Annotated in this window: 18 protein-coding genes; 4 read left to right on the top strand and 14 right to left on the bottom strand. The window is 69.8% G+C overall.

Annotation, left to right across the window (positions count from 1 at the left end; translation table 11 throughout):
* Positions 1-37 precede the first annotated feature (37 nt).
* Genes lplT through AC3A6R_RS18860 form a run of 3 tightly spaced genes read left to right on the top strand, consistent with a single transcriptional unit; the run spans position 38 to position 2754 of the window.
* Positions 38-1342, top strand: a complete 1305-nt coding sequence (lplT, locus tag AC3A6R_RS18870) for a lysophospholipid transporter LplT (RefSeq protein WP_487861127.1) — start codon at positions 38-40, stop codon at positions 1340-1342.
* Between the two features lie 7 nt (positions 1343-1349).
* Positions 1350-2240 (top strand): DMT family transporter, encoded by an 891-nt coding sequence (locus AC3A6R_RS18865; RefSeq protein WP_487865220.1) that lies wholly within the window; start codon positions 1350-1352, stop codon positions 2238-2240.
* Positions 2241-2256: 16 nt separating this feature from the next.
* Positions 2257-2754, top strand: coding sequence for a glutathione peroxidase (locus AC3A6R_RS18860; protein ID WP_487865219.1), 498 nt, complete (start codon positions 2257-2259; stop codon positions 2752-2754).
* 3 nt (positions 2755-2757) lie between these two features.
* Here AC3A6R_RS18860 and AC3A6R_RS18855 read toward each other — a convergent pair whose 3' ends face one another.
* From AC3A6R_RS18855 to AC3A6R_RS18810, 10 genes are all read right to left on the bottom strand, one after another.
* Positions 2758-3192: a carboxypeptidase regulatory-like domain-containing protein gene (locus AC3A6R_RS18855; RefSeq protein WP_487865218.1), complete on the bottom strand. Its 435-nt coding sequence runs from the start codon at positions 3190-3192 to the stop codon at positions 2758-2760.
* Between the two features lie 88 nt (positions 3193-3280).
* A complete protein-coding gene (gene glcF / locus AC3A6R_RS18850) occupies positions 3281-4531 on the bottom strand; it encodes a glycolate oxidase subunit GlcF (RefSeq protein ID WP_487865217.1) in 1251 nt (416 codons plus the stop codon).
* A gap of 42 nt (positions 4532-4573) precedes the next feature.
* The gene (locus AC3A6R_RS18845) at positions 4574-5386 is read right to left on the bottom strand and encodes a YoaK family protein (protein WP_487861121.1); all 813 of its coding nucleotides are present in this window, start codon (positions 5384-5386) and stop codon (positions 4574-4576) included.
* Between the two features lie 9 nt (positions 5387-5395).
* Entirely contained in the window at positions 5396-6514 is a 1119-nt protein-coding gene (gene glcE, locus AC3A6R_RS18840) for a glycolate oxidase subunit GlcE (protein ID WP_487865216.1), read from the bottom strand.
* Positions 6515-6525: 11 nt separating this feature from the next.
* The gene (locus tag AC3A6R_RS18835) at positions 6526-7992 is read right to left on the bottom strand and encodes an FAD-linked oxidase C-terminal domain-containing protein (RefSeq protein ID WP_487865215.1); all 1467 of its coding nucleotides are present in this window, start codon (positions 7990-7992) and stop codon (positions 6526-6528) included.
* Between the two features lie 110 nt (positions 7993-8102).
* Complete coding sequence (locus tag AC3A6R_RS18830; protein WP_487865214.1) at positions 8103-8993, bottom strand: LysR substrate-binding domain-containing protein; 891 nt, start codon at positions 8991-8993, stop codon at positions 8103-8105.
* 19 nt (positions 8994-9012) lie between these two features.
* Positions 9013-9948, bottom strand: coding sequence for an SMP-30/gluconolactonase/LRE family protein (locus AC3A6R_RS18825; RefSeq protein ID WP_487865213.1), 936 nt, complete (start codon positions 9946-9948; stop codon positions 9013-9015).
* Positions 9949-10087: 139 nt separating this feature from the next.
* On the bottom strand, positions 10088-11488 hold the full coding sequence (amt, locus tag AC3A6R_RS18820) for an ammonium transporter (RefSeq protein WP_487861116.1): 1401 nt from the start codon (positions 11486-11488) through the stop codon (positions 10088-10090).
* Between the two features lie 20 nt (positions 11489-11508).
* Entirely contained in the window at positions 11509-11847 is a 339-nt protein-coding gene (gene glnK / locus AC3A6R_RS18815; RefSeq protein WP_487861115.1) for a P-II family nitrogen regulator, read from the bottom strand.
* Between the two features lie 69 nt (positions 11848-11916).
* A complete protein-coding gene (locus tag AC3A6R_RS18810; RefSeq protein ID WP_487861114.1) occupies positions 11917-12741 on the bottom strand; it encodes a TorF family putative porin in 825 nt (274 codons plus the stop codon).
* A gap of 223 nt (positions 12742-12964) precedes the next feature.
* Between AC3A6R_RS18810 and AC3A6R_RS18805 the strand changes: the two genes are divergently transcribed.
* A complete protein-coding gene (locus AC3A6R_RS18805; protein WP_487865212.1) occupies positions 12965-14506 on the top strand; it encodes a YifB family Mg chelatase-like AAA ATPase in 1542 nt (513 codons plus the stop codon).
* 20 nt (positions 14507-14526) lie between these two features.
* Here AC3A6R_RS18805 and AC3A6R_RS18800 read toward each other — a convergent pair whose 3' ends face one another.
* Genes AC3A6R_RS18800 through AC3A6R_RS18785 form a run of 4 tightly spaced genes read right to left on the bottom strand, consistent with a single transcriptional unit; the run spans position 14527 to position 22270 of the window.
* Positions 14527-16497 (bottom strand): serine/threonine-protein kinase, encoded by a 1971-nt coding sequence (locus tag AC3A6R_RS18800; protein ID WP_487865211.1) that lies wholly within the window; start codon positions 16495-16497, stop codon positions 14527-14529.
* 34 nt (positions 16498-16531) lie between these two features.
* Positions 16532-17245, bottom strand: coding sequence for a type VI secretion system-associated protein TagF (gene tagF / locus AC3A6R_RS18795; protein WP_487865210.1), 714 nt, complete (start codon positions 17243-17245; stop codon positions 16532-16534).
* A 1-nt stretch (position 17246) separates the two neighbouring features.
* Complete coding sequence (tssM, locus tag AC3A6R_RS18790) at positions 17247-20879, bottom strand: type VI secretion system membrane subunit TssM (RefSeq protein ID WP_487861110.1); 3633 nt, start codon at positions 20877-20879, stop codon at positions 17247-17249.
* Positions 20879-22270, bottom strand: a complete 1392-nt coding sequence (locus AC3A6R_RS18785; protein ID WP_487865209.1) for a DotU family type VI secretion system protein — start codon at positions 22268-22270, stop codon at positions 20879-20881. Before AC3A6R_RS18785 ends, tssM begins: the two co-directional genes overlap by 1 nt.
* Between the last annotated feature and the right edge of the window lie 4 nt (positions 22271-22274).

The raw sequence follows: 22274 nt of genomic DNA, 5'->3' as shown, positions 1-22274 counted from the left end.
ACTACTGCCAGCGAGCTCCTGGCCAGCCAGCCCATCGATGAAGCGCGGTTTCTACACGATCATGTCGGCCCAGTTCTTTTCGTCGTTGGCCGACAACGCGATCTTCGTCGTGGCCGTGGAGCTGATGCGAAGCAACGGGGCGCCCGAATGGCAGCGTGCCGCGCTGGTGCCGATCTTCGCGGTCTTCTACGTGGTGCTCGCACCGCTCGTGGGCGCCTTCGCCGATGCGCTGCCCAAGGGGCGGGTGATGTTCATCAGCAACGCGATCAAGGTGATCGGCTGCCTGATGATGCTGTTCGGCTCGCACCCGCTGCTCGCGTACTCGATCGTGGGGCTCGGCGCCGCGGCCTATTCGCCGGCCAAGTACGGCATCCTCACCGAACTGCTGCCGGCCTCGCAGCTGGTCAAAGCCAACGGCTGGATCGAGGGCCTGACGATCGCCTCGATCCTGCTGGGCATCGTGCTCGGCGGCTCGCTGGTGGGCCATGCGATCTCGAGCTGGCTGCTCGCGATCGACATCCCGCTCCTGGACACCGGCGTCGAGTCGCCGGCCGAGGCGGCGATCTCGGTGCTGATCTTCGTCTACGCGCTCGCGGCCTGGTTCAACACCCGCATCCCGAGCACCGGCGTCGAGATGCGCCCGCTGCGCGCCAACCCCGCGCATGGCCTCGCGCGCAACATGTTCGCGCTGATGCCCGACTTCTGGAACTGCAATGCGCGCCTGTGGCGCGACAAGCTCGGGCAGATCTCGCTCGCCACCACCACGCTGTTCTGGGGTGCGGGCGCCAACCTCAAGTACATCGTGCTGGCCTGGGCCGGGCTTGCGCTCGACTACAACACCACGCAGGCCACCGCCCTCACCGGCGTGGTGACGATCGGCATGGCGGTGGGCGCCATCGTTGCCTCGATGCGCATGCGGCTGGACATGGCCACGCGCGTGATCCCGATGGGCATCGCCATGGGGGTGCTGGTCATCTGCATGAACCTGATCGGCAGCGTCTGGCTCGCGGTGCCCTTCCTGATCCTGCTCGGCGGGCTCGGTGGCTTCCTGGTAGTGCCGATGAATGCACTGCTGCAGCACCGCGGCCATAACCTGATGGGCGCGGGCCGTTCGATCGCGGTGCAGAACTTCAACGAGCAGGCCTGCATCCTGCTGCTTGGCGGCTTCTACAGCGCCTGCACCGGCCTGGGCCTCTCGGCCTACGCGGCCATCGCCGCCTTCGGCGGCGTGGTGGCGGGCGTCATGTGGATCATCCAGCGCTGGCACCAGCAGAACCTGCGCAAGTATCCGGAAGAAGTCGAGCACCTGCTCGCGATCGCCCGCAGCGACAAGCATCATTGACCTCCTCTTGGCTCCCCTTGCACTGATCTTCAACGCCTTCGTGTGGGGCGTGTCCTGGTTTCCGTTCCGCCACATCGAGGCCCACGGGCTGCATCCGGTCTGGACCACCTTCCTGATCTACGCGGCGATCTCGCTGGCGATGGGGCTGCTGCGCCGCCACGCCTGGCGCGGCTTCGCGGACTTTCCGATGCTGGTGCTGCTCGGGCTTGCTGCCGGCTTCACCAACCTGGGCTTCAACTGGGCGGTGACGCAAGGCGACGTGGTGCGCGTGGTGCTGCTGTTCTACATGATGCCGCTGTGGAGCGTGCTGCTGGGTTGGGCGGTGCTGGGCGAGCGGCCTACGGGCGGCGCGCTCGCACGCGTGGCGCTCGCGCTCGGCGGCGTCGTCGTGGTGCTCAAGGCGCCGGGCGTCGACTGGCCGGTGCCCGCGAGCCTGCCCGACTGGCTGGGCCTCGCGGCGGGCTTCGGCTTCGCGGTGACCAACATCGTCCTGCGCCACCTGCGCGCTGCGCCTGGCGAATCGCGCGCACTCGCGATGTTCAGCGGCTGCGCGCTGGTCGCGGGCACCGCGGCCGCGAGCGGCACCGCGCTCGGCGCCTTCGCCTCGCCGCTCCTGGCCACGCCGGGATGGATCGGCTGGGCCATGCTGCTGGGCGTCGGCTTCGTGGTGGCCAACGTCTGCCTGCAATACGGTGCGGCACGGCTCGCGGCCAGCGCCACTGCGGTGATCATGTTGTCGGAGGTGCTGTTCGCGAGCGTCTCGTCGGTGACGCTCGGCGCGGCCACGATGAGCCCGCGCATCCTTGCGGGCGGCGCGCTGATCGTGCTCGCGGCGGCCTGGTCGGCATTTGCGCGAACGCCTGCGCGCAGCGATGATCGGCTTCCCTCCGCCACTTGATGATGAAGGAAGCGCCATGGCCAGCAGCATCCACGACTTCGAAGCGCGCCGCATCGACGGCCAGGCGGTCAGCCTCGCGGACTACCGCGGCAAGGTGCTGCTCATCGTCAACACCGCCAGCCAGTGCGGCTTCACGCCGCAGTTCGCTGGGCTCGAGGAACTGCACGAGAAATACGCGGACCAGGGGCTCGTGGTGCTGGGCTTTCCGTCGAACCAGTTCGGCGGCCAGGACCCGGGCAGCAACGAGGAGATCGGCGCCTTCTGCACCCGCAACTACGGCGTGAGCTTTCCGATGATGGAAAAGATCGAGGTCAAGGGCAACGGCGCGGCACCGCTGTACCAGTGGCTCACCAAGGAAAAGCCGGGGCTATTGGGCAGCACGGCGATCAAGTGGAACTTCACCAAGTTCCTGGTGGGGCGCGACGGCCAGGTGATCAAGCGCTATGCGCCGCTCGACAAGCCGGCCGCGCTGGCGGGCGACATCGAAGCGGCGCTGGCGGCGACGGCCAGCTGAGGCTCAGAACCTGAAGCTCGCGGTCTTCGAACCGCCGCCCACCGTCACGTTCTGGCTCTTCGACTCGCCGTTCTGGGTGGTCGCGGCGATGGTGTAGCGGCCCGCGGGAATGTCGACCAGGCACACCGGCCCGGTGGCGCGCAGCGACAGCGCCGTGGCCCCGTCGGCGCCCCTGATATCGACCTGCACGTCGGCCAGGTAGGCGCCATCGGCGCGCGCGAACAGCAATGCGAGCGGATGGTCCTTCATGGCCGCGCGCATCGCGTTCGACTCGTCCGAACCGATGCCGCCGCAGACGTGGCGCACCGCGCCCTCGCCCTGCCATGGCGGCATGCCCGACTGGGCGTGCGCGGCCAGCGCGCCGGCCGCACAGGCCAGGACCGGCAGCAGGCGCAGCAAACGCTTGCTTCGAATGGCGGCAGTTTGAACACGGGACATGACTGGCTCCTTCAGGGACTCGAAGCCGCGATGATGCGGCACGCCAAGCATCGGCGCCAGTCGGACCAGGGCGCGCACCGGCGTGCGATCAGGCCGCTGTTTTTTCGAGCGCCGCGTCGAGCAGCTCCACCCAGTGCCGCACCGGCGTCTCGTCGCTGCCGCTCTGAAGGTGCGTGATGCAGCCGATGTTGGCCGAGGCGATGACGCTGGGCTGCAACTGCTTCAGGTGCCCCAGCTTGCGGTCGCGCAGCGGATAGGCGAGCTCGGGCTGCAGCACCGAATAGGTGCCGGCCGAGCCGCAGCACAGGTGCGACTCGTTCATTGCCACGCGCACGTCGAAGCCCAGCGCACGCAGGTGCGTCTCGACACCGCCGCGCAGCTTCTGGCCATGCTGCAGCGTGCACGGCGGGTGGTACGCCACCACGCCCTCGGGGGCGCGCACGCGGGCCTTCAGCGCTGGCACCAGTTCGGGCAGCAGCTCGCTCAGGTCGCGCGTGAGCTCGCTGATGCGTGCGGCCTTGGCGGCATAGGCCGCATCGTCGCGCAGCAGGTGGCCGTACTCGCGCACGGTGACGCCGCAGCCCGACGCATTCATCACGATCGCCTCGACCCCCCCTTCGTCAGGATGGCGTTCGACGACCGGCCACCACGCGTCGATGTTGGCGCGCATCTGGGCCTTGCCGCCCTCCTGGTCGTTGAGGTGGAACTTCACCGCGCCGCAGCAGCCGGCCGCGGGCGCGACCACGGCCTGGATGCCGGCCGCGTCGAGCACGCGCGCCGTGGCGCCGTTGATGTTCGGCATCATCGCCGGCTGCACGCAGCCCGCGAGCATGAGCACCTTGCGCGCATGGGTGGCCGTGGGCCATTCGCCGGCCGCCTGCTTCGGCGGCACCTTGGCCCGGAGCGCCGCGGGCAGCAGGCCGCGCACCGCCTGGCCGAGCTTCATCGCGGGGCCGAAGAGCGGCGACGGCAGCCCTTCCTTCAGCAGCCAGCGCTGCGCCGACTCCATCGCCGGGCGCGGTACCTTCCGGTCGACGATGCGCCGGCCGATGTCGACCAGGTGGCCGTACTGCACGCCGCTTGGGCAGGTGGTTTCGCAGTTGCGGCAGGTCAGGCAGCGGTCGAGGTGAAGCTGCGTGCTGCGCGTCGGCGCCTGGCCTTCGAGCACCTGCTTCATCAGGTAGATGCGCCCGCGCGGACCGTCGAGTTCGTCGCCGAGCAGCTGGTAGGTGGGACAGGTGGCGGTGCAGAAGCCGCAGTGCACGCACTTGCGCAGGATGGCTTCGGCCTCGCGGCCTTCGTCGGTGCCTTGGAATTCTGGGGCGAGTTCGGTTTGCATCGTGGGTGGGTTCTTGTGGTTGACTGGCAGGGCGCGGCCGCCTCACGAGCCCGGGGAAGCACCGTTCTTGCGCCGCGGGCGGACGGCGCCGAGCAGTTCCCGCAGGTAAGCCGAGCGCCGCACGTCCTCGATGAACGGCGGCAGCGACAGCGCCAGCAGCAATGCCGCGAGCGGCACCACGCAGACGAAGCCGACGTAGGTGAAGCCGGCCGCGCCGACGATGCCACCCCCGACGAACATACCGACGAGCCCCGCGAACAGCCGCAGCCGCGCGCGGTTGTGGCGCACCGGCCCCGCCGCGGTTTCGCCGAGCCGGGTGCTGCGGTTCCAGTACGCCAGCTTGCCGAGCTCGATGCCGAGGTCGGTGAGATTGCCGGTCATGTGGGTGCTTCGGATGCGGCCGCCCGAAGTCTTCGAGCCCACCGCGTTCTGCAGGCCCATGATGAATGACAGCAGCAGCACCGTGAGCGGCACCGCGAAAGGCGTGTGCCAGGTCAAGGTGATGGCGCCCATCAGGCCGAAGGGCAGCATCAGTGCCGATTCGAGCAACAGCGGTAGAGCGTAGACGCTGCGCAGGCGGTGCTGGCGCGCCCAGTTGACCAGGACGGCCGAGACCGCGGCGCCGGCCACGAAGGCCAGGATCGCGCCGAGCGCGTTGAGCAGCAGGGTCGCATTGCCGAGCACCAGCGCGTCGGCCACCTGCGAGGTGAAGCCGGTCATGTGGGAGGTGTACATGTGCAGCACCAGGAAGCCCCCCGCATTGACGGCGCCGGCGTTGAACGCGAGCAGCAGGCCGAGCATGCGGTTGGTCGAGGGCGCGCGGTGGCGGCCGGTGAGGAAGCGCAGGCGCCGCATGATCGTTGTTCAGGCGAAGGCGTACAGGCGGCTGCGGTCGAAGAGGCCGTGCGGATCGAACTCGCGCGCCAATGCCTGGTGGATGCGCGCGACGGGCGGGCTCAAGGCGTCGAACCGCGCGGCGGCGCCGGCGTCCTGTCCTGGCGGCAGCCTGAACAGCGTGGCGTGGCCGCCCGCTGCATGCACCGCCGCGCGAATCGCGGTGGCCTGTTCGGCCGGCGCGCGGTACCAGCGCTGCGCGCCGTGCCATTCGACCAGCGGCGTGCCGGCACCGGGCCAGGCCAGCACCGGCGCTGTCTGCGGCACCGACACGCGCCAGAGCGCGTCGGGCGCTTGCGCCGTCGTGTCGAACCATGCGGCCTGCTGGTCGCGCAGCGACCGCCACCAGCGTGCGGCCGCCGCATCGTCCTGGCGCTCGCCGCCGAGATGCGCGCAGGCCGCTTCCACCGCCGCGGCCGCGCCGCGCAGGCGCAGGCTCAGCACGCCGGCGCCGTCGCGCTCGCCCCAGCAGCTCGCATTGAGCGGCAGCGGCCGGCCGCCCCATTCGTTGAGCAGCCGCAGCGCATCGGCCTGGCTGCACTCGAACGCCAGCGTGGCCTCGGCGGGTGCGACGGGCAGCACCTTGAGGCTCACTTCGGCGATCAGCCCCAGCGTGCCGAGCGAGCCGGCCAGCACGCGCGAGACGTCGTAGCCCGCCACGTTCTTCATCACCTGGCCGCCGAAGGTGAGCAGGTCGCCGCGGCCGTTGACGAGCGTGGCGCCGAGCACGTAGTCGCGCACCGCACCGACGCTGGCGCGCGCGGGCCCGCTGAGCCCCGCGGCCACCATGCCTCCGACGGTAGCGGCGCCAGGCGCACCGAAGTGCGGCGGCTCGAACGGCAGGCACTGCCCCTTGTCGGCCAGCACGGCCTCGAGCTCGGCGAGCGGCGTGCCGGCACGCACGGTGACGACCAGTTCGCTCGGCTCGTAGCTCGCGATGCCGCGCAGGCCGGCGGTGTCGAGCGCCTCGCCGCGCGGCGCCTCGCCGTAGAAATCCTTCGTGCCGCCGCCGCGGATGCGCAGCGGCGCGGCATGGCCGGCGGCGGCGGCGCGAATGCGCTCGACCATTTCGCGCAGGGTGTTGTCCATGGCATCCATCGTCAGAACCTCGGCAATTCGGGATGCGGCAGACGCCCGCCGCGCACCACCTGCTTGCCGTATTCGGCGCAGCGCTGCAGCGTCGGGATCACCTTGCCGGGGTTCAAGAGGCCCGCCGGATCGAAAGCGCGCTTGACGCCGAACATCTGCTCGTTCTCGGCCGCGGTGAACTGCACGCACATGCTGTTGAGCTTCTCGATGCCCACGCCGTGCTCGCCCGACACCGTGCCGCCCATCGCGACGCTGGTCTCGAGGATGTCGGCGCCGAACAGCTCGCAGCGGTGCAGCTCATCGGGGTCGTTGGCATCGAACAGCACCAGCGGATGCAGGTTGCCGTCGCCCGCGTGGAACACGTTGCAGCAGCGCAGGTTGTACTTCTTCTCCATCGCCTGGATCGCCAGCAGGATGTCGGCCAGGCGCTTGCGCGGGATGGTGGAGTCGAGGCACATGTAGTCGGGGCTGATGCGACCCGAGGCGGGGAACGCGTTCTTGCGGCCGCTCCAGAAGCGCATGCGCTCTTCCTCGCTGGTGCTCACCGCGATGGCGGTGGCGCCCGAGGCACGCAGCACGGCGGTCATGCGGCCGATCTCCTCCTCGACCTCTTCCGGCGTGCCGTCGGATTCGCACAGCAGGATGGCAGCGGCGTCGAGGTCGTAGCCCGCGTGCACGAAGTCCTCGACCGCGGCCGTCATCGGCTTGTCCATCATCTCGAGCCCCGCGGGGATGATGCCGGCCGCGATCACCGCGGCCACCGCATCGCCGGCCTTTCGCACGTCGTCGAAGCTCGCCATGATGCAACGCGCGAGCTGCGGCTTGGGCACCAGCTTGACCGTGACCTCGGTGGTGACCGCGAGCATGCCCTCGCTGCCGATCACGAGCGCCAGCAGGTCGAGCCCCGGCGCGTCGAGCGCCTCGCCGCCGAACTCGATCGGCTCGCCCTCGGCCGTGAAGCCGCGCACGCGCAGCACGTTGTGCAGCGTGAGGCCGTACTTGAGGCAGTGCACCCCGCCCGAGTTCTCGGCCACGTTGCCGCCGATGGAGCACGCGATCTGGCTCGACGGATCGGGCGCGTAGTACAGATTGAAGGGCGCGGCGGCCTCGCTGATCGCGAGGTTGCGCACGCCGCACTGCACCACGGCCGTGCGGCTCACCGGATCGACCTTCAGGATGCGGTTGAACTTGGCGAGCGACAGCGTCACGCCCATTTCGTGCGGCATGGCACCGCCCGACAGCCCGGTGCCCGCGCCGCGCGCGACCACGGGCACGCCCAAGCCGTGGCAGGTCTTCAGCACCGCGGCCACATGCGCCTCGGTCTCGGGCAGCGCCACCACGAGCGGGCGCTGGCGGTAGGCTGTGAGGCCGTCGCATTCGTAGGGCGTGGTGTCCTCGGCATGCCAGATCAGCGCATGCGCCGGCAGGTGCGCCTGCAGCGCGCGCACGACCTGTGCCTGGCGTTCGGTCTTGTCCATCGTGTTGTCTGTCGTTCGTGTTGTCGTCTCGTGGAGAGACGCACTCTACGCAAATTGAGGCCGCGCCGGGTTGAAGCTTTTTCGCGCCGGGCTTGAGAGAACTTCGCCGCTCAGCGCAGGCTCTGCGCCAGCCAGTCGACGAAGGCGGCGCATTCCCAGCGCTCGAGCGTGCCGGGCTGCCAGCAGATGGTGTGCCTGTGCGGCGAGCGCACGGGCCGGTCGGACAGCGCCACGAGGCGCCCCGACTCGAACCAGGCAGCCCCCATCTTCAAGCGCACCAGCGCCACGCCGAAGCCGCTCGCGGCCGCGTCGTAGACCAGGCCCAGGTCGTTGAACTGCGAGCCCACGTGCGGCTCGGGCTGGTCGATGCCGCAGGCCGCGAACCAGGTGCCCCAGGGTTCGAGCGGGCTGCGGATGAGCCGCGAGTTCGCGATCTCCGCCGCGGTGCGGAAGCCGTCGAAGGGGCCGAACTCGTTGAGGTAGCTCGGGCTGCAGGCGGGCACCGCGTCTTCCTCGAGCAGCAGGCGGTGCTCGCAATCGGCGTAGTTGCCGCTGCCGTAGCGCACCTCGAGGTCGGCCTGCTCGGCCGTCACGTCGAGCAGCGGGATCGACACCTGCAGCACCAGCTCGATGTCGGGATAGATGTTGCGAAACAGTTCGAGCCGCGGCATCAGGAACTGCCGGCTGAAGGTCGGCGTGACCGCGAGGCGCAGGCGCGTCGCGCGCTGCTGCTTCTGCGCGGCCGGCCCGCCCGGCGTGGCCTGCAGCGCCGCCAGGCCGGTGCGCACATTGGCCAGGTAGGCGGCACCGTCGGCCGTGAGGCTGAAGTCGGCGCGGCCGAACAGCTTGAAGCCGATGTGCGATTCAAGCTGCCGGATGCGGTGGCTCACGGCGCTCGGCGTCACGCAGAGCTCGTCGGCCGCGCGCCCCGCATGGCGCAGCCGCGCCAGGGCCTCGAAGGTCACGAGGCACTGGATCGGCGGGATGTGCTGGAGCGCCATGGCGTCTTGGCCTTGCGAATCAGTCTTCGAAGAAGGCGACTGGCAGGCCGGGTGCATCGACGCGCGTAGACAGCACCATGCCCGAGGCCGGGCAGCGCTCGATCTCGTCGGCCGGCCGCCCCTTGCGCGCGCTCGTGACGAACAGCGTTTTCAGGTCGTCGCCGCCGAAGCAGGGCATGGTCGGGCATTGCACCGGCACCGGCACAGAGGCCACGCAGTCGCCCGACGGCGCGAAGCGCAGCAGCTGCGCGCCTTCGAACATCGCGACCCAGTAGTGGCCCTCGGCATCGACCGTGGCGCCGTCGGGCCGGCCTTCGTAGCGCGGCATGGCCGCACCCGGCGTCCAGCCCTCGGGCTTGGCGTCGAACTGGCGGAACACGCGCGGCCCCGACAGCAGGTTGGCCTCGGCGTTCCAGTCCCATGCGCGCACGCGGTGCGCGGCCGTGTCGGCCCAGTACAGGGTGCGCGCATCGGGCGAGAAAGCCAGGCCGTTGGCCGTGGTCACCTCGTTCGCCATGCGCGACAGCAGCGGCACCGCCTGCACGCCGGGCCGCGCATCGAGGCAGTGGAGCGCCGCGTTGGGCCGGTCCTTGGTTTCGTTGAGCGAGCCGGCCCAGAAGCGGCCGAAGGCGTCGCACTTGCCGTCGTTGAAGCGCATGGTGCGCGCGTCGTGGTCGACCCGCGCGAGCGGCACGAGTTCGCCGCCCCATTCGCGCGCGCGGTAGATGCCGTCGCGCAGCGCGATCACGAGCCCGCCGCGGCGCGCCGGGGCCATGCATCCGGGCTCGGTCGGCAAGGCCCAGCGCTCCACGCGCGCGGACGGCGTGCCGATCTCGCCGCGCGTGCGCAGCACGGCGCGGCCGGGGATGTCGAGCCAGTAGAGCGCGCGCTCATCGGGATGCCAGAACGGCGATTCGCCGAGCTCGCAAAGGCTGTATTCGAGGGATGTCCACATGGTTCGAGGGATTGTGCACCGCCCCTCGCGCAGGCCAAAAAAAGCCCGCTCACGCCGAAGCGCTCGCGGGCTGAACATCCAAAGGAGACCTTGCTGAAACTGATCGTTTGCGTTGTTCTTGTTGTCGTACCGGCCGGGCTTACCTGTTGTAAGCCGTCTCGCCGTGCGAGGAAATATCCAAGCCTTCGCGCTCTTCCTCTTCGGACACGCGCAGACCGATGGTGAGGTCGGCGATCTTGAAGGCGATGAAGGCCACCACGCCCGACCAGACGATGGTGAACAGCACGCTCTTCACCTGGATCCAGACCTGCGCGCCCATCGAGAAGGTGTCGGGCGTGAGGCCGCCGGTGCCGCCAAGGCCCTGGGCCGCGAACACGCCGGTCAGGATGGCACCCAGGATGCCGCACACGCCGTGCACGCCGAACACGTCGAACGCATCGTCGGCGCCGAGCATGCGCTTGAGTCCGCCCACGCCCCAGAGGCCGATGAGGCCGGCCAGCAGGCCCATCACGATCGAACCCATCGGGCCGACGAAGCCGGCGGCCGGCGTCACGGCCACCAGGCCGGCGACGGCACCCGAGGCGGCGCCCAGCATCGAGGCCTTGCCCTTGTGCAGGCTCTCACCCAGGATCCACGACAGCGCCGCGGCGGCGGTTGCAAGCACGGTGTTGACGAAGGCCAGACCGGCGACCGCATTGGCCGCACCTGCCGAGCCCGCGTTGAAGCCGAACCAGCCGACCCACAGCAGCGAGGCGCCGACCATGGTGAGCGTGAGCGAGTGCGGCGTGAAGGCTTCCTTGCCGTAGCCCACGCGCTTGCCGACCAGGTAGGCACCCACGAGGCCGGCGACACCGGCGTTGATGTGCACCACGGTGCCGCCTGCGAAGTCGAGCGCGCCGTCCTTGGCGAGCAGGCCGCCGCCCCAGACGATGTGGGCCATCGGCACGTAGGCGAAGGTGAACCACAGCACTGAGAACAGCAGCACGGCCGAGAACCGGGCGCGCTCCGCGAAGGCGCCGACGATCAGCGCCACGGTGATGGCCGCGAAGGTGCCCTGGAACGCGACGAACACGTATTCGGGGATCGTGGTGAGCGCGCCGAAGGTTTCCTGCGTGATGCCCTTCATGAAGATCTTGTCGAAGGTTCCGACAAAGCTTCCTTCACCCGTGAAGGCCAGGCTGTAGCCGTAGATGGCCCACAGGATGCTGATCAGCGAGAAGATCACGAAGACCTGCATCAGCACCGACAGCATGTTCTTCGAGCGCCCGAGGCCGCCGTAGAAGAGCGCGAGGCCGGGAATGGTCATGAGGATCACGAGCAGCGTGGAGGTGAGCATCCACGCGGTGTCGCCCGAATCGATCTTGGGCGCCGCTGCCGCAGCAGGCGCGGCGTCCGCAACGGGTGCTGCAGCCGGAGCAGCCGCGGCCGGTGCCATAGCGGCGGGCGCCTCGGCTGGTGCCGCGGGCGCCTGGGCGAAGCTCGCGGTGCCTGCAGCGAGCAGGCTCAGGCCGAGCGCGAGGGAAACAAGCAGTTTTTTCATTTGTTTTGTTCCGGGCTGGATCAGAGGGCTTCGCGGCCGGTTTCACCGGTGCGGATGCGAACGACCTGCTCGAGGTTGTAGACGAAGATCTTTCCGTCGCCGATCTTGCCGGTGCGCGCCGCGCCTTCGACGGCCTCGATCACGCGGTCGACGAGGTCGTCGGAAACCGCCGCCTCGATCTTCACCTTGGGCAGGAAGTCGACCACGTACTCGGCGCCGCGGTAGAGCTCGGTGTGCCCCTTCTGGCGCCCGAAGCCCTTGACCTCGGTGACCGTGATCCCCTGCACGCCGATGGCCGACAGTGCTTCGCGCACTTCGTCGAGCTTGAACGGTTTGATGATGGCTGCGATCAGCTTCATGGTGTGTTTCTCCTTCTGGATGGAATGAATGGCGCGGCAGCGTGGGCCGCACCTCGTTTTTGTTTTCTCTTACAGCGTCTTGCTGAGCGTAACGATGAAGCGCGCCTTGTTGGGCGAGTAGTACTGCTCGCCGAAGGTGCCGAAGCCGAAGTCGTAGCCCGGGTTGCTCAGTGCGAGGTACGAGCTCTTCTTGTTGGCGCCCTGCACCGAGCCCGCCAGCGCCAGGCCGTTGCCGAAGTCGTACGACACGCCGACGTTGTAGTCGACGTAGCTCTTGTAGCCCAGGCTGCGGATGTCGCTGGCCATGTGGGTGTAGCCCACGGCGGCCTTGAGCGTGAGCTTGGGCGCGACTTCCTTGGCGTAGGCGAGGTTCACGTAGCCGGTGTTGCGGCCCTTCAGGCCCGAGCCCGACTTGTAGCCCGCGTAGCCGAAGTAGTCCTTCGACACCGTGTGGGAGTACTTGAGCGTGAACGCGCCGATGGCTTCGTCGGCAAAGGTGGCGCCGGCGTAGAGCTCGGTGGTGTTGCCGACCGAGTTGCCGGGGTAGATGTAGGTCAGCGCGCCCACGTCGAGGTCGAAGGGGCCGGCCTTGAACTTGTAGCCACCGTAGAGGTCGCTCTCGATGCTGTTGCCCTGCAGCCAATTGACACTGGAGTTCCAGTTGCCGACGTAGAAGCCGCTCTCGCCGAACGCATAGTCGAAGCCGCCCTGGATCGCAGGCTTGAAGCTCTTGGTCTTCGCGTAGTCGTTGTTCCCGATCATGTCCTGGTCCTGGCCGCGGAACTTGTAGTTGCTCGTCAACGCCACGTTCCCCGAGAGCTGCGCGCTCGCCAGCATCGGCAGGACGGCAACAGCGGCGACGGCCGCTGCCTGAACGAATTTACGGTGCATCATCGAGACTCCTCGGGTTTGTGGTGGGTGGCGTTGAATGGGGGGGACAACCTCACTTAGCAGGGAGCGTGCCAAAGTGCTCGTTTCGCCTTCGGTGCAGCCGCCCGCCCTTGGCCACCGGACCGAGCGAAGTAACAGCCTGTTCAAAAACGGGGTGTCCCACGAGGCACCCTGGTGCAAGAGCCCGGCCCAGACCGGGTGCACCATATTGGGGAGAGGGGGAGGAATGAGCCTGTCTTTGGTGCAAAGCCGCGCTTTGCTTGGGCTGGAAGCGGCCAGTGTCACGGTCGAGGTGCATCTGGCGAACGGCCTGCCGAGCTTCACGCTCGTGGGACTGGCCGACACCGAGGTCAAGGAGGCACGCGAGCGCGTGCGCTCGGCGATCCAGAACGCCGGGCTGGAATTTCCCAACAACAAGCGCATCACCGTGAACCTGGCGCCGGCCGACCTGCCCAAGGACTCGGGCCGCTTCGACCTGCCGATCGCGCTCGGCATCCTCGCGGCCAGCGGACAGATCCAGTCGGCGCGGCTGGCGGGGCACGAATTCGCGGGCGAGCTGTCGCTCTCGGGCGAACTGCGGCCCGTGCGCGGCGCGCTGGCCATGGCGCTGGCGCTGCACACGCGCGGCATCGCGACCCGCCTGGTGCTGCCCACCGACAGTGCGCAGGAGGCGGCGCTGGTGCCGGGCGGCGAGGTCTACGGTGCGCGGCACCTGCTCGATGTGGTGCAGCGCTTCGTGGCCGAGGATGGGTCAGGCCATGACAGCAACGACAACCGAACCGACGGCTGGGCCCGCGTGCAGGCCGCCGATGCGGCGCCCGCGCTGCGCTATGCCGATCTCTCCGACGTGAAGGGGCACGCCGGCGCCCGGCGTGCGCTCGAGATCGCCGCCGCGGGCGGGCACAGCCTGCTGATGGTCGGCGAGCCGGGTTCGGGCAAGTCGATGCTGGCGCAGCGCTTTGCCGGCCTGCTGCCGCCGATGAGCATCGAGGAAGCGCTCGAAAGCGCGGCCATCGCGAGCCTGGGCGGCAGCTTCTCGCCCGCCCGGTGGATGAACCGGCCCACCGCCGCGCCCCACCACACCTCGAGCGCCGTCGCCCTCGTCGGCGGCGGCTCGCCGCCGCGCCCCGGCGAAATCTCTCAGGCACACCACGGCGTGCTCTTTCTCGACGAGTTCCCGGAGTTCGCGCGCGCGGCGCTCGAGGCGCTGCGCGAGCCGCTCGAGACCGGCACCATCACCATCGTGCGCGCCGCGCGGCGCGCCGAGTTTCCGGCGCGCTTCCAGCTCGTGGCGGCGATGAACCCCTGCCCCTGCGGCTACCTGGGCTCGATGCGCAAGGCCTGCCGCTGCACGCCCGACCAGGTCGCGCGCTACCAGTCGAAGCTCAGCGGCCCGCTGCTCGACCGCATCGACCTGCACATCGAAGTGCCGGCGATCCCGGCCGACCAGCTGCTGGGCTCACCCGCGGGCGAATCGACCGCCGCCATCCGCGAGCGCGTGGTCGCCGCGCGCGAACGGGCGCTGAAGCGCCAGGGCGTGGCGAACCATGCGCTCGCGGCCGGCGAGATCGACCGGCACGCCGCGCTCGACGAAACGGCGCGCCGCTTCATGGTCAACGCCGCCGCCAAGCTCGGCTGGTCGGCCCGCAGCACGCACCGCGCGCTCAAGGTGGCGCGCACCGTGGCCGACCTGGCCGGCGCCGATGCGGTGCAGGCGACGCACGTGGCGGAGGCGGTGCAGTACCGGCGGGCGCTCAGCGGGCGCTGAGGCGCCGGGCATCTGCGGCGCTACTTGAACTCATGGCTCACCACCGGCGCCGACTTGCTGTCCTGCACCGTCACGCGCTGCCGGAACACCTCGAGGTCGCCGTTGCGCACCTCGACGTTGTAGATGCCCGGTCGCAGCGACAGCGACTTGAGCGGCGGGCTCACGCCGCGGTCGACGCCGTCGACGAAGATATGGCCCCAGGGCCGGATGTTGAACTGCACGCGGCCGCTGCCCGGCGCTGCGGCAGGCGACGCCGGGGTGGGGGGCAGCGGAGCGCCGCCGGCGATCACGGTCGGCACGGGATTGGTCGAGGGCACCGGTGCGGGCGGTTGCGCCTGCGCCTGGCGGTTCAGCTCGGCGATCGCATTGCGCGCATCGCGCGCGTGCGCACCACGGCGGTAGCGGCGCAGGTAGGCTTCGTAGCCTTCGCGCGTGTTCTCGGCCTGCGCGAGGTTCCAGTCCTCGGCCTCGGTGATGGCGAGCGCGGCCTCCGGTGATGGCGTGGTGGGCGCCTCCGCCGGCTCGGTCGGTGCCGCGGGCGGGGCGGGAACGGGGGCGGCGACCGGCACGTTGTCGAGCGGCGTGAGCGGGCCGGCTGGCGCACTGGCCGGCGCATTGACAGCGGGCGCGGCGGCTGCGGGATCGGTCGCACCCGGTGGCATGGCGGCGGGCGGCGGCGCGGTCGCCGACATCGGCTCGGAAGGCGGCGGCACGGGGACCATGGCGGTCCGGGTGTCCTGCCGGCCCCCGCTCAGGTGCAGGCCGATCCAGCTGCCGACGGCAATGAGCGCGATCACGAGCACGCCGACCAGCCCCCAGGGCGGGCGCGACGACTTCTTGGCCGGCTGGCGTGCCGCGGGTGCAATAACCGCCGCCGCACGTGGCGCAGCGGCCTTCGGTGGGAGCGCAGGCGCAGGCGCAGGCGCCGGCGCCGCTTCGGACGCGGCCCGCGGCGGCACCGCTTCTTCGCGCGACCCAGCAGCAGAGGCGAGCGGCGCCGCCACCGGCGGCTCGGCCTGCGCGGGCGATGGCGGCACGATCACAGTCGGCGCCGCGAGCCCGCCCACGTAGGTCTCGCCGAGCTTCACGAGCCCGAGCTCCGCCGCAAAGGCGGCCACGGTCTGCGTGCGGTCCTTGCTGTGCACCGCGAGCGTGTGGTCGATGGCCGCGCAGAAGGCCGGGCTCAGGTCGCTGCGCCCCATGGAGGACAGCGGCACGTAGGCGTCCTGCACGCTGCGCACCACGGCCGAGGGCGGCGGAGCGCCGGTGACCGCGCGGTACAGCACGGCGCCGAGCGCGTACAGGTCGGTCCACGCGCCCTGCAGCAGCGTGTTGTCGTCGGCGTACTGCTCGATCGGCGAATAGCCCGACTTCACCATCACCGCCACTTCGTCGACGAGGTCGGCGATCGATTTGCGCGCGGCACCGAAGTCGAGCAGCACCGGCAGGTCGTCTTGCTGGATGAAGATGTTGTCGGGCGCGATGTCGCGGTGGAAGCACTGGCTGCGGTGCAGCGTCTCGAGCGCGCCGAGCAGCGGGCCCAGCATGCCGAGCAGCCAGGCTTCGGAGATCTTCGCGGGCTCTTCCTCCGCCACGCGCCGCAGCGTGCGGCCGCGGTAGAGCTGGATCGCCATGTAGGCGGTGGAGTTGGCCTCCCAGAAGCGGTGCACCCGCACCAGCGCCGGATGGCTGAACTGCGCGAGCGTGCGGGCTTCGTTGATGAAGCTGCGAAGGCCGGCCTGGAAAGTGGCGGTAAGGCGGTCGGAGCGCACGTGCACGCTGTCGTCGCCCACGCGGCGCGCGAGCATCGAGGGCATGTATTCCTTGATGGCGACCTCGCGCTGCAGCGAGTGGTCGTAGGCGCGGTAGACGATGCCGAAGCCACCTTCGCCGATCACCTCGCGCAGCTCGAACTCGTCCAGCCGATGGCCCACGGCGAGCGGATGGGGCCGCTCCTGCGGCTCGCCCGCGCTGCTGGCAGTCGTCGTCATGCATCCCCTCCCGCGCTTTGGATCTTGTGTGCGTTCATGCCCATTGCACATGCCCCTGGGAAAAGAGTTTAGAGAACAACGGCGTGTTGAGCCCGCCGCCGTGCGCCGCGGTGCGCAGCGGCGAGCCGTCGGCCTGGTTGGTCCACCAGTAGCTGGTGCTGCCGAAGGCATCGAAGCACAGTGGCAGCTCGGGCCAGCCGAGGCGCTGCTGCGGGCTGGCGCCGCCGGCCGCGGGCCCGAGGATCGAAAGGATGTCGTCGGAGCCGCCGCTCGCGGTTTGGAAGCCGCCGTGCGCGGCGGCCAGCACCTGGTGGTCGAACTGGTCGGGCGCCACGCTGTGGCGGATCGCCTGCAGCAAGGCACTGCCGCATTGCCAGTACCAGGCGGCCGAGCCTTCGAGCATGGCGGGGCGGTAGCCCGAGGCCGCCACCTGCACCGTCACGCAGACCGGGTAGTAGCGGCCCACGCGGTCGCAGCTCGGCGCGATGCAGCCGAACTGCACCGCGTCCACGCCCTGCGTGGCCGGAATGACGAAGTTCCAGACCGGCGCGACCACGAAGTGCCGCGTCATCGCGTCGGGCCAGCGCTTGAAGCTGCCCAGGCCGTTCTGCATCCAGCGGTCCCACCAGGCCTGCAGTTCGCGCGGCATGCGGCGGTAGAGGAAGTCGCCCGCGGCCGGCAGCTTGCCGTACCAGCCGATCTGCTCATCGGGCGGGACCCAGGCGTGCGGGGCGATGCTGCTGTTCATCTCAGGATTTCCCGGGGCACGAGAACCCGCTCATCTGGTTGAGCCGCAGCGGGTTGTAGACGCTGTTCGCGTTCACCGCGAGCACCACCTTGCGGCCCTGCAGGTCGAAGGTGGCATTGAACGATTCGGGCGCGCTGCCGGCCGAGACCGAGGCGCGGTCGAACAGCCGGTGCAGTGCCCACGGTCCCTCGGTCACGATGCCGCCGGCGGGTGTGCCGTTGGCGGTAGTCACCTGCAGCCGCACCTGGTTGCTGTTGCGCGGACCGGGCCACTTGACGGAGGCGGGCGCCTGCGGGCCGTGGGCATAGCGCACCGTCTGGCCATCGACGTCGAGCGTGAACTGCGTCAGCGCGGCGTCCATGTCCTCGGGTCGGATGTCGATGGTGAACGACGGCGTGCGCCCGCCCGCCATGCCCGAGAAGAAGACGTCGCGAATGGCCTGCGCCTTCTGGAACGAATCGAGGTAGGCCGAGCGGCCCGACGCACTGCCGTCGATGCCGCGCTTGAAGGCCCAGGGGTTGACCGAGGTGTCGACCTGCGAGGCGAGGTTCTTCTGGAAGAAGTCGTCCATCATGCCGCCCGGTGCGAACAGCTGCGCGAAGTCGCCGGCCGCCACGTCGCGCTTCGATCCGCGCGAGAACGGATAGCGCCCGGCGATGGCCCGGTTGCAGAACTGCCCGATGGTCGCGGCCGCGCTCTGGCCGATGTTCTGCCGCGTGACGGCCGCGGCCTTCGACGACGCGGTGGCCGAGAGGTCGTTGAGCATGCCCTGGAACGGCACCGGCAGGCGGCCCGCCTCGGCCTGCACCTTGGTGACCGCGTCGCTCGACGGCGGGATGTTGCCGCTGCGCAGCGCGGTGTCGGTGGCGGTGAGGAAGGTGTAGAGCTCGTTGATCAGCGCGGCGGTGGCGTCGATGGGCGCCTGCCCGCCGTTCTTCGGTGCCGTCACCATGCGGCGCAGCGGCGCGAAGTGGTTGTCCACGAGCGACTCGGGGCGGTCGGGAATCGTGTTGCGGCGCTGGCTGCCGTCGGGCTGGCCGATGAGCTGCTCGATGCGCTCGCGCGTGCTGGCCACGCGGTTCTGCGCCTGGTCGAGCAGGCTGCGCGTGGCCTCGTCATGGTTGCGCAGCAGATCGGTCTCGCGTGCCGCGCCGCGAATCAGGCGCGACATCGGCGACTCGGAGGTCGACAGCACGCGCGTCATCTGGATGCTCTGCAGCAGCGAGCGGCTGTCGGCCAGGCGAATGTCGGCCAGGTACTCGTCCCAGGTGCGGATGTAGTCGGTCAGGTAGAGCCGGCGCACCTCGCGCAGCAGCAGCTCGCGCGAGGTGATGTCGGTCATGCCGGGCGCGCGGATCTCGAGCACCCAGCGGTCTTCCTGCTCGAGCGCGAGCGTGGTCTCGGCCATGCGCTTGTCGAAGATGTCCCAGTACCCGCGGTAGGTGAAGAGCGTCGGGATGCCGTCGGTCAGCGGCTTGCCGCTCGCGCGCCGGATCACGAGCGCCGATTCGGCGCCGGCCGCCTCGGCGATGCTGAACGCATTGGGCGGGCTGGTCTGCAGCAGGATGCGCTTGAGCCGCGCATACGAGCGTTGCGCGAGCGGCATGCCCGCGAGGCGCTCGCGCGTCTCGGTGACCAGCCGCTCGTCCTTGGCGAAGGGCGAGGTCACCACGCGGCCCGCGAACAGCGCCTGCAGGTGCGTCTCGAGGTTGGTGCGCTGCTCGCGCGTGAGGCCGGCGCCGATCTTGCGGTCCACGTCGGTCAAGAGCCAAGCCTGCAGGTAGTCGGCGTCGTAGCGCTCCGCGTCGTAGAGCATCAGGTAGGCCTTGAGCGCCTCGTAGCTGTATTCGGCGTCGCTCTTCGGCGCCTCGCGCAGCGCCTGTTCCACCCGGTGCGCCGCCTGCGGCAGCAGCACGCTCTCGAGCGCGCGCTGGTAGACGCCGTCGGTCGCGGCCTGCAGCTTGTCGCCCTGGTAGAGGCCGAAGCGGTGGCCGAGCGGCGGGTCTTCGATGTCGAACTCGCTCGATTTCGGCAGGTCGCGCAGGCGGTCGAGCACCGGCAGTGAACTCGCGATGTCGCTGTTCGAATCGACCACCGTCGGCAGCTCGCCGCGCGCCGCGGCCTTGTTGAAGGCCTTCGCGTTGTTGTCGACCTCGGCCACGTAGTCGCGGTTGTTGCGCCAGCTGTTCACGCAGGCGCCGAGCAGCACCACCATGAGCACGCCGATCAGCGCGTAGCCGCCGATGTCGATGGCGCGCTTGCGCCGGTACCAGCGCAGATTGGTGCCGGCGACGCCCGCGTCGCGGAAGATCACCTGCTGCAGCAGCTCCTTGAGGAAGTAGCTCTTGCCCGGCCCCGGCGGCGGCGCGGGCGGCGCGTTGACCGCGAGGTAGCGCTTGATCGCGCCCATCACGCGGTCGAAGGCGGTGCCCTCCTGTGTGCCGCTCGTGAAGTACACGCCGCGCAGCATCGGCGCGGTCTCGAACTTCGACGGATTGAACACGTCGGCCAGGAACGTGCCGAGGATGTCCTCGAAACTGGCGAACTGCTGCGGCAGCAGGTAGGCCTGCGCGCGCCGGAGGGGGTCGGGCTCGGCCGCGAGCAGTTCGGGCAGGCGCTCGTCGAGCCGCTGGTGCAGCAGCTTGTATTCCTGGTGGAAGCGCTCGCGCAGGTCGGCCTTGGCCGGATCGGCCGGGTTCTCGTCGATCGGGAAGGTGAAGCCCCAGACCTGCGAGCGCTCGGCACGCCCGAGCGAGCCGAAGTACTCGTTGAATCCCGCGAGCAGGTCGGTCTTGGTGACCATCACGTACACCGGGAAATTGATGCCCAGGTCGCTGCGCAGCTCGAGCAGCCGCTTGCGCAGCGCCATCGCATGGCGCGCGCGCTGCGCGTCGTCGGCCAGCGGCAGGTCGGCGATGCTGATCGTGAGGATCGCGCCGTTGATCGGCTGGCGCGGCCTGAACTTCTTGAGCAGCTCGAGGAAACCCTTCCACTCGCCCTCGTCGGTCTCGCGATTGCTCTCGTGCGTGGTGTAGCGCCCGGCGGTGTCGATCAGCACCGCCTCGTTGGTGAACCACCAGTCGCAGTTGCGCGTGCCGCCGATGCCGCGCACCGCGGCCTTGCCGAGCTGGTCGGCGAGCGGGAAGTCGAGGTCGGAATTGACCAGCGCGGTGGTCTTGCCCGAGCCCGGCGCGCCGATGAAGATGTACCAGGGCAGCTGGTAGAGGTACTGGCGGTCGAACACCGAGAAGCGGCCCGCGCCCTTGCCGTCGGCACCCGTGCCGAAGCGCATGTTCTTGAGAATGGCGGTGGCGTCGGTGAAGCCGCTCTGCAACTCCTTGATTTCGGGCGCGTCCTCGGGCTTGGCGGCCTTCTCCTTCGAGGGCGTGCGCAGCTGGTTGAGCAGCTGCGCATTGAGGCGCCGCTCGCGCCACTTGCGGTAGAGCACGCGCGCGATCCAGATCGCGAACATCAGCGCGATCACGACGATGCGCACGAACTCGCTTTCGAGCGGCCGGTAGCGGCCCACCGCCACGACGGGCCCGATGATCCAGATCAGGAAGGCCAGCGCCAGCAACCCGAAGAACACCCACAGGTCGCGGCTCACGATGAAACGGAAGATCGCGCGCAGCATCAGCGGGACCCTCCCTGCGGCGCTTGCCTCGCGGCACCCGCCACGGGCGCCACCAGCAGCGTGATCTCGACGCGCCGGTTGCGCGCGCGGTTCGCCGGCGAGTCGTTGGGCACCAGCGGATCGGCCTCGCCGCGGCCTTCGGCACGCAGGCGCTCGGGCCGGTCGATGCGCTCGGCGACCATCTTCTTGACGGCATCGGCTCGCGCCTGCGAGAGCTGCCAGTTGGAAGGAAAGCGCACGCTGCGGATCGGCTGGTCGTCGCTGAAGCCGCTGATCAGCACATTGCCCTGCACCGAATTGAGCGCGTCGGCCACGCGCGCGAGCACGGGCAGGTAGCGGTCGAGCACGCGGTCCGATGCCGAGGCGAACAGGCCGTCGCCGCGCAGCACCACCACGCTGCGGTCGGCCTCGTCGCGCACCGTCAGCAGGCCGTCGCGGATTTCGGGCTCGAGAAAGCGCTGCAGCCGCGGCTGCGGTGCCGGCAGCGCCACTGCGCGGTGCGTCTGCGGCAGGCGCACCGCATTGACGGCAGCGAAAGCGCCGTCGGAGCGGCCGGCGAGGCTGAAGGTGAGCAGCGCGAACACCAGCACCAGCAGCACCCCGGCGACCGCGGCCACGGCCCACAGCGGCAGCCGGTTGCGCGTGCGGCGCACCGGCGTGCTCGCATCCTGCCAGTGCGGCGACAACGGCACGGGAATCTCGCCACGTGTCTGCCGGATGATCTGCAGCAGCCGCTGCTTGAGCGTCTCGAGCTGCGTGCGGCCGTTGTCGATCACGCGGAAGCGGCCTTCGAAGCCCATCGCGAGGCAGAAATAGATCAGCTCGATCAGGTGCAGGTGCTGCTGCGGGTTCTGGACCAGGCGCGACAGCAGCTGGAAGAACTTCTCGCCGCCCCAGGTCTCGTTGTGGAACATCACGAGCAGGCTCTGCGACGACCAGATGCTCCCACCCCAGGGCGTGAGCGCAGCCGCCTCGTCGACCGCGGTGCACAGGCAGTAGCGCGCGCCGATGATCACCTCGGGCGCGATGCCGCTCTGCTGCGCGCGCGTCTCGAAGCGGCGCACCTCGTCGACCAGGTGCTCGCGCAGTTGGGCCGGCGAATCATGGTGGCCGGTGGCGCGGATCTGCGGGATCAGGTCGAGCAGCGGATTGGCCGCCGCGACCAGCGGGTTGTTGCCGGCGAGCGCAGTGTCGCCCGCATGCGGGCGGCGCGCGTCGTGCCAGGCAGTGAAGGCCTGCGGCGGCTCGCCCGGGCCGCGCGAGGCGGCGGGCATGCCGGGCGCATCGCCGTGCTGGCTGCTGCCTTGGTGGTTGCCCGGGTGGGCGCCGCCGCCCGGATTCGGTGGCACGAAGCCTCCAGCACCGACGGCCATGTCGTTGACACCGCTCATAAGG

The sequence above is a fragment of the Variovorax sp. Soil_C_19 genome, from assembly GCF_057657255.1.
Note: the sequence above shows the minus strand (reverse complement) of the source record. Positions and strands in the feature narration are given on the sequence as shown.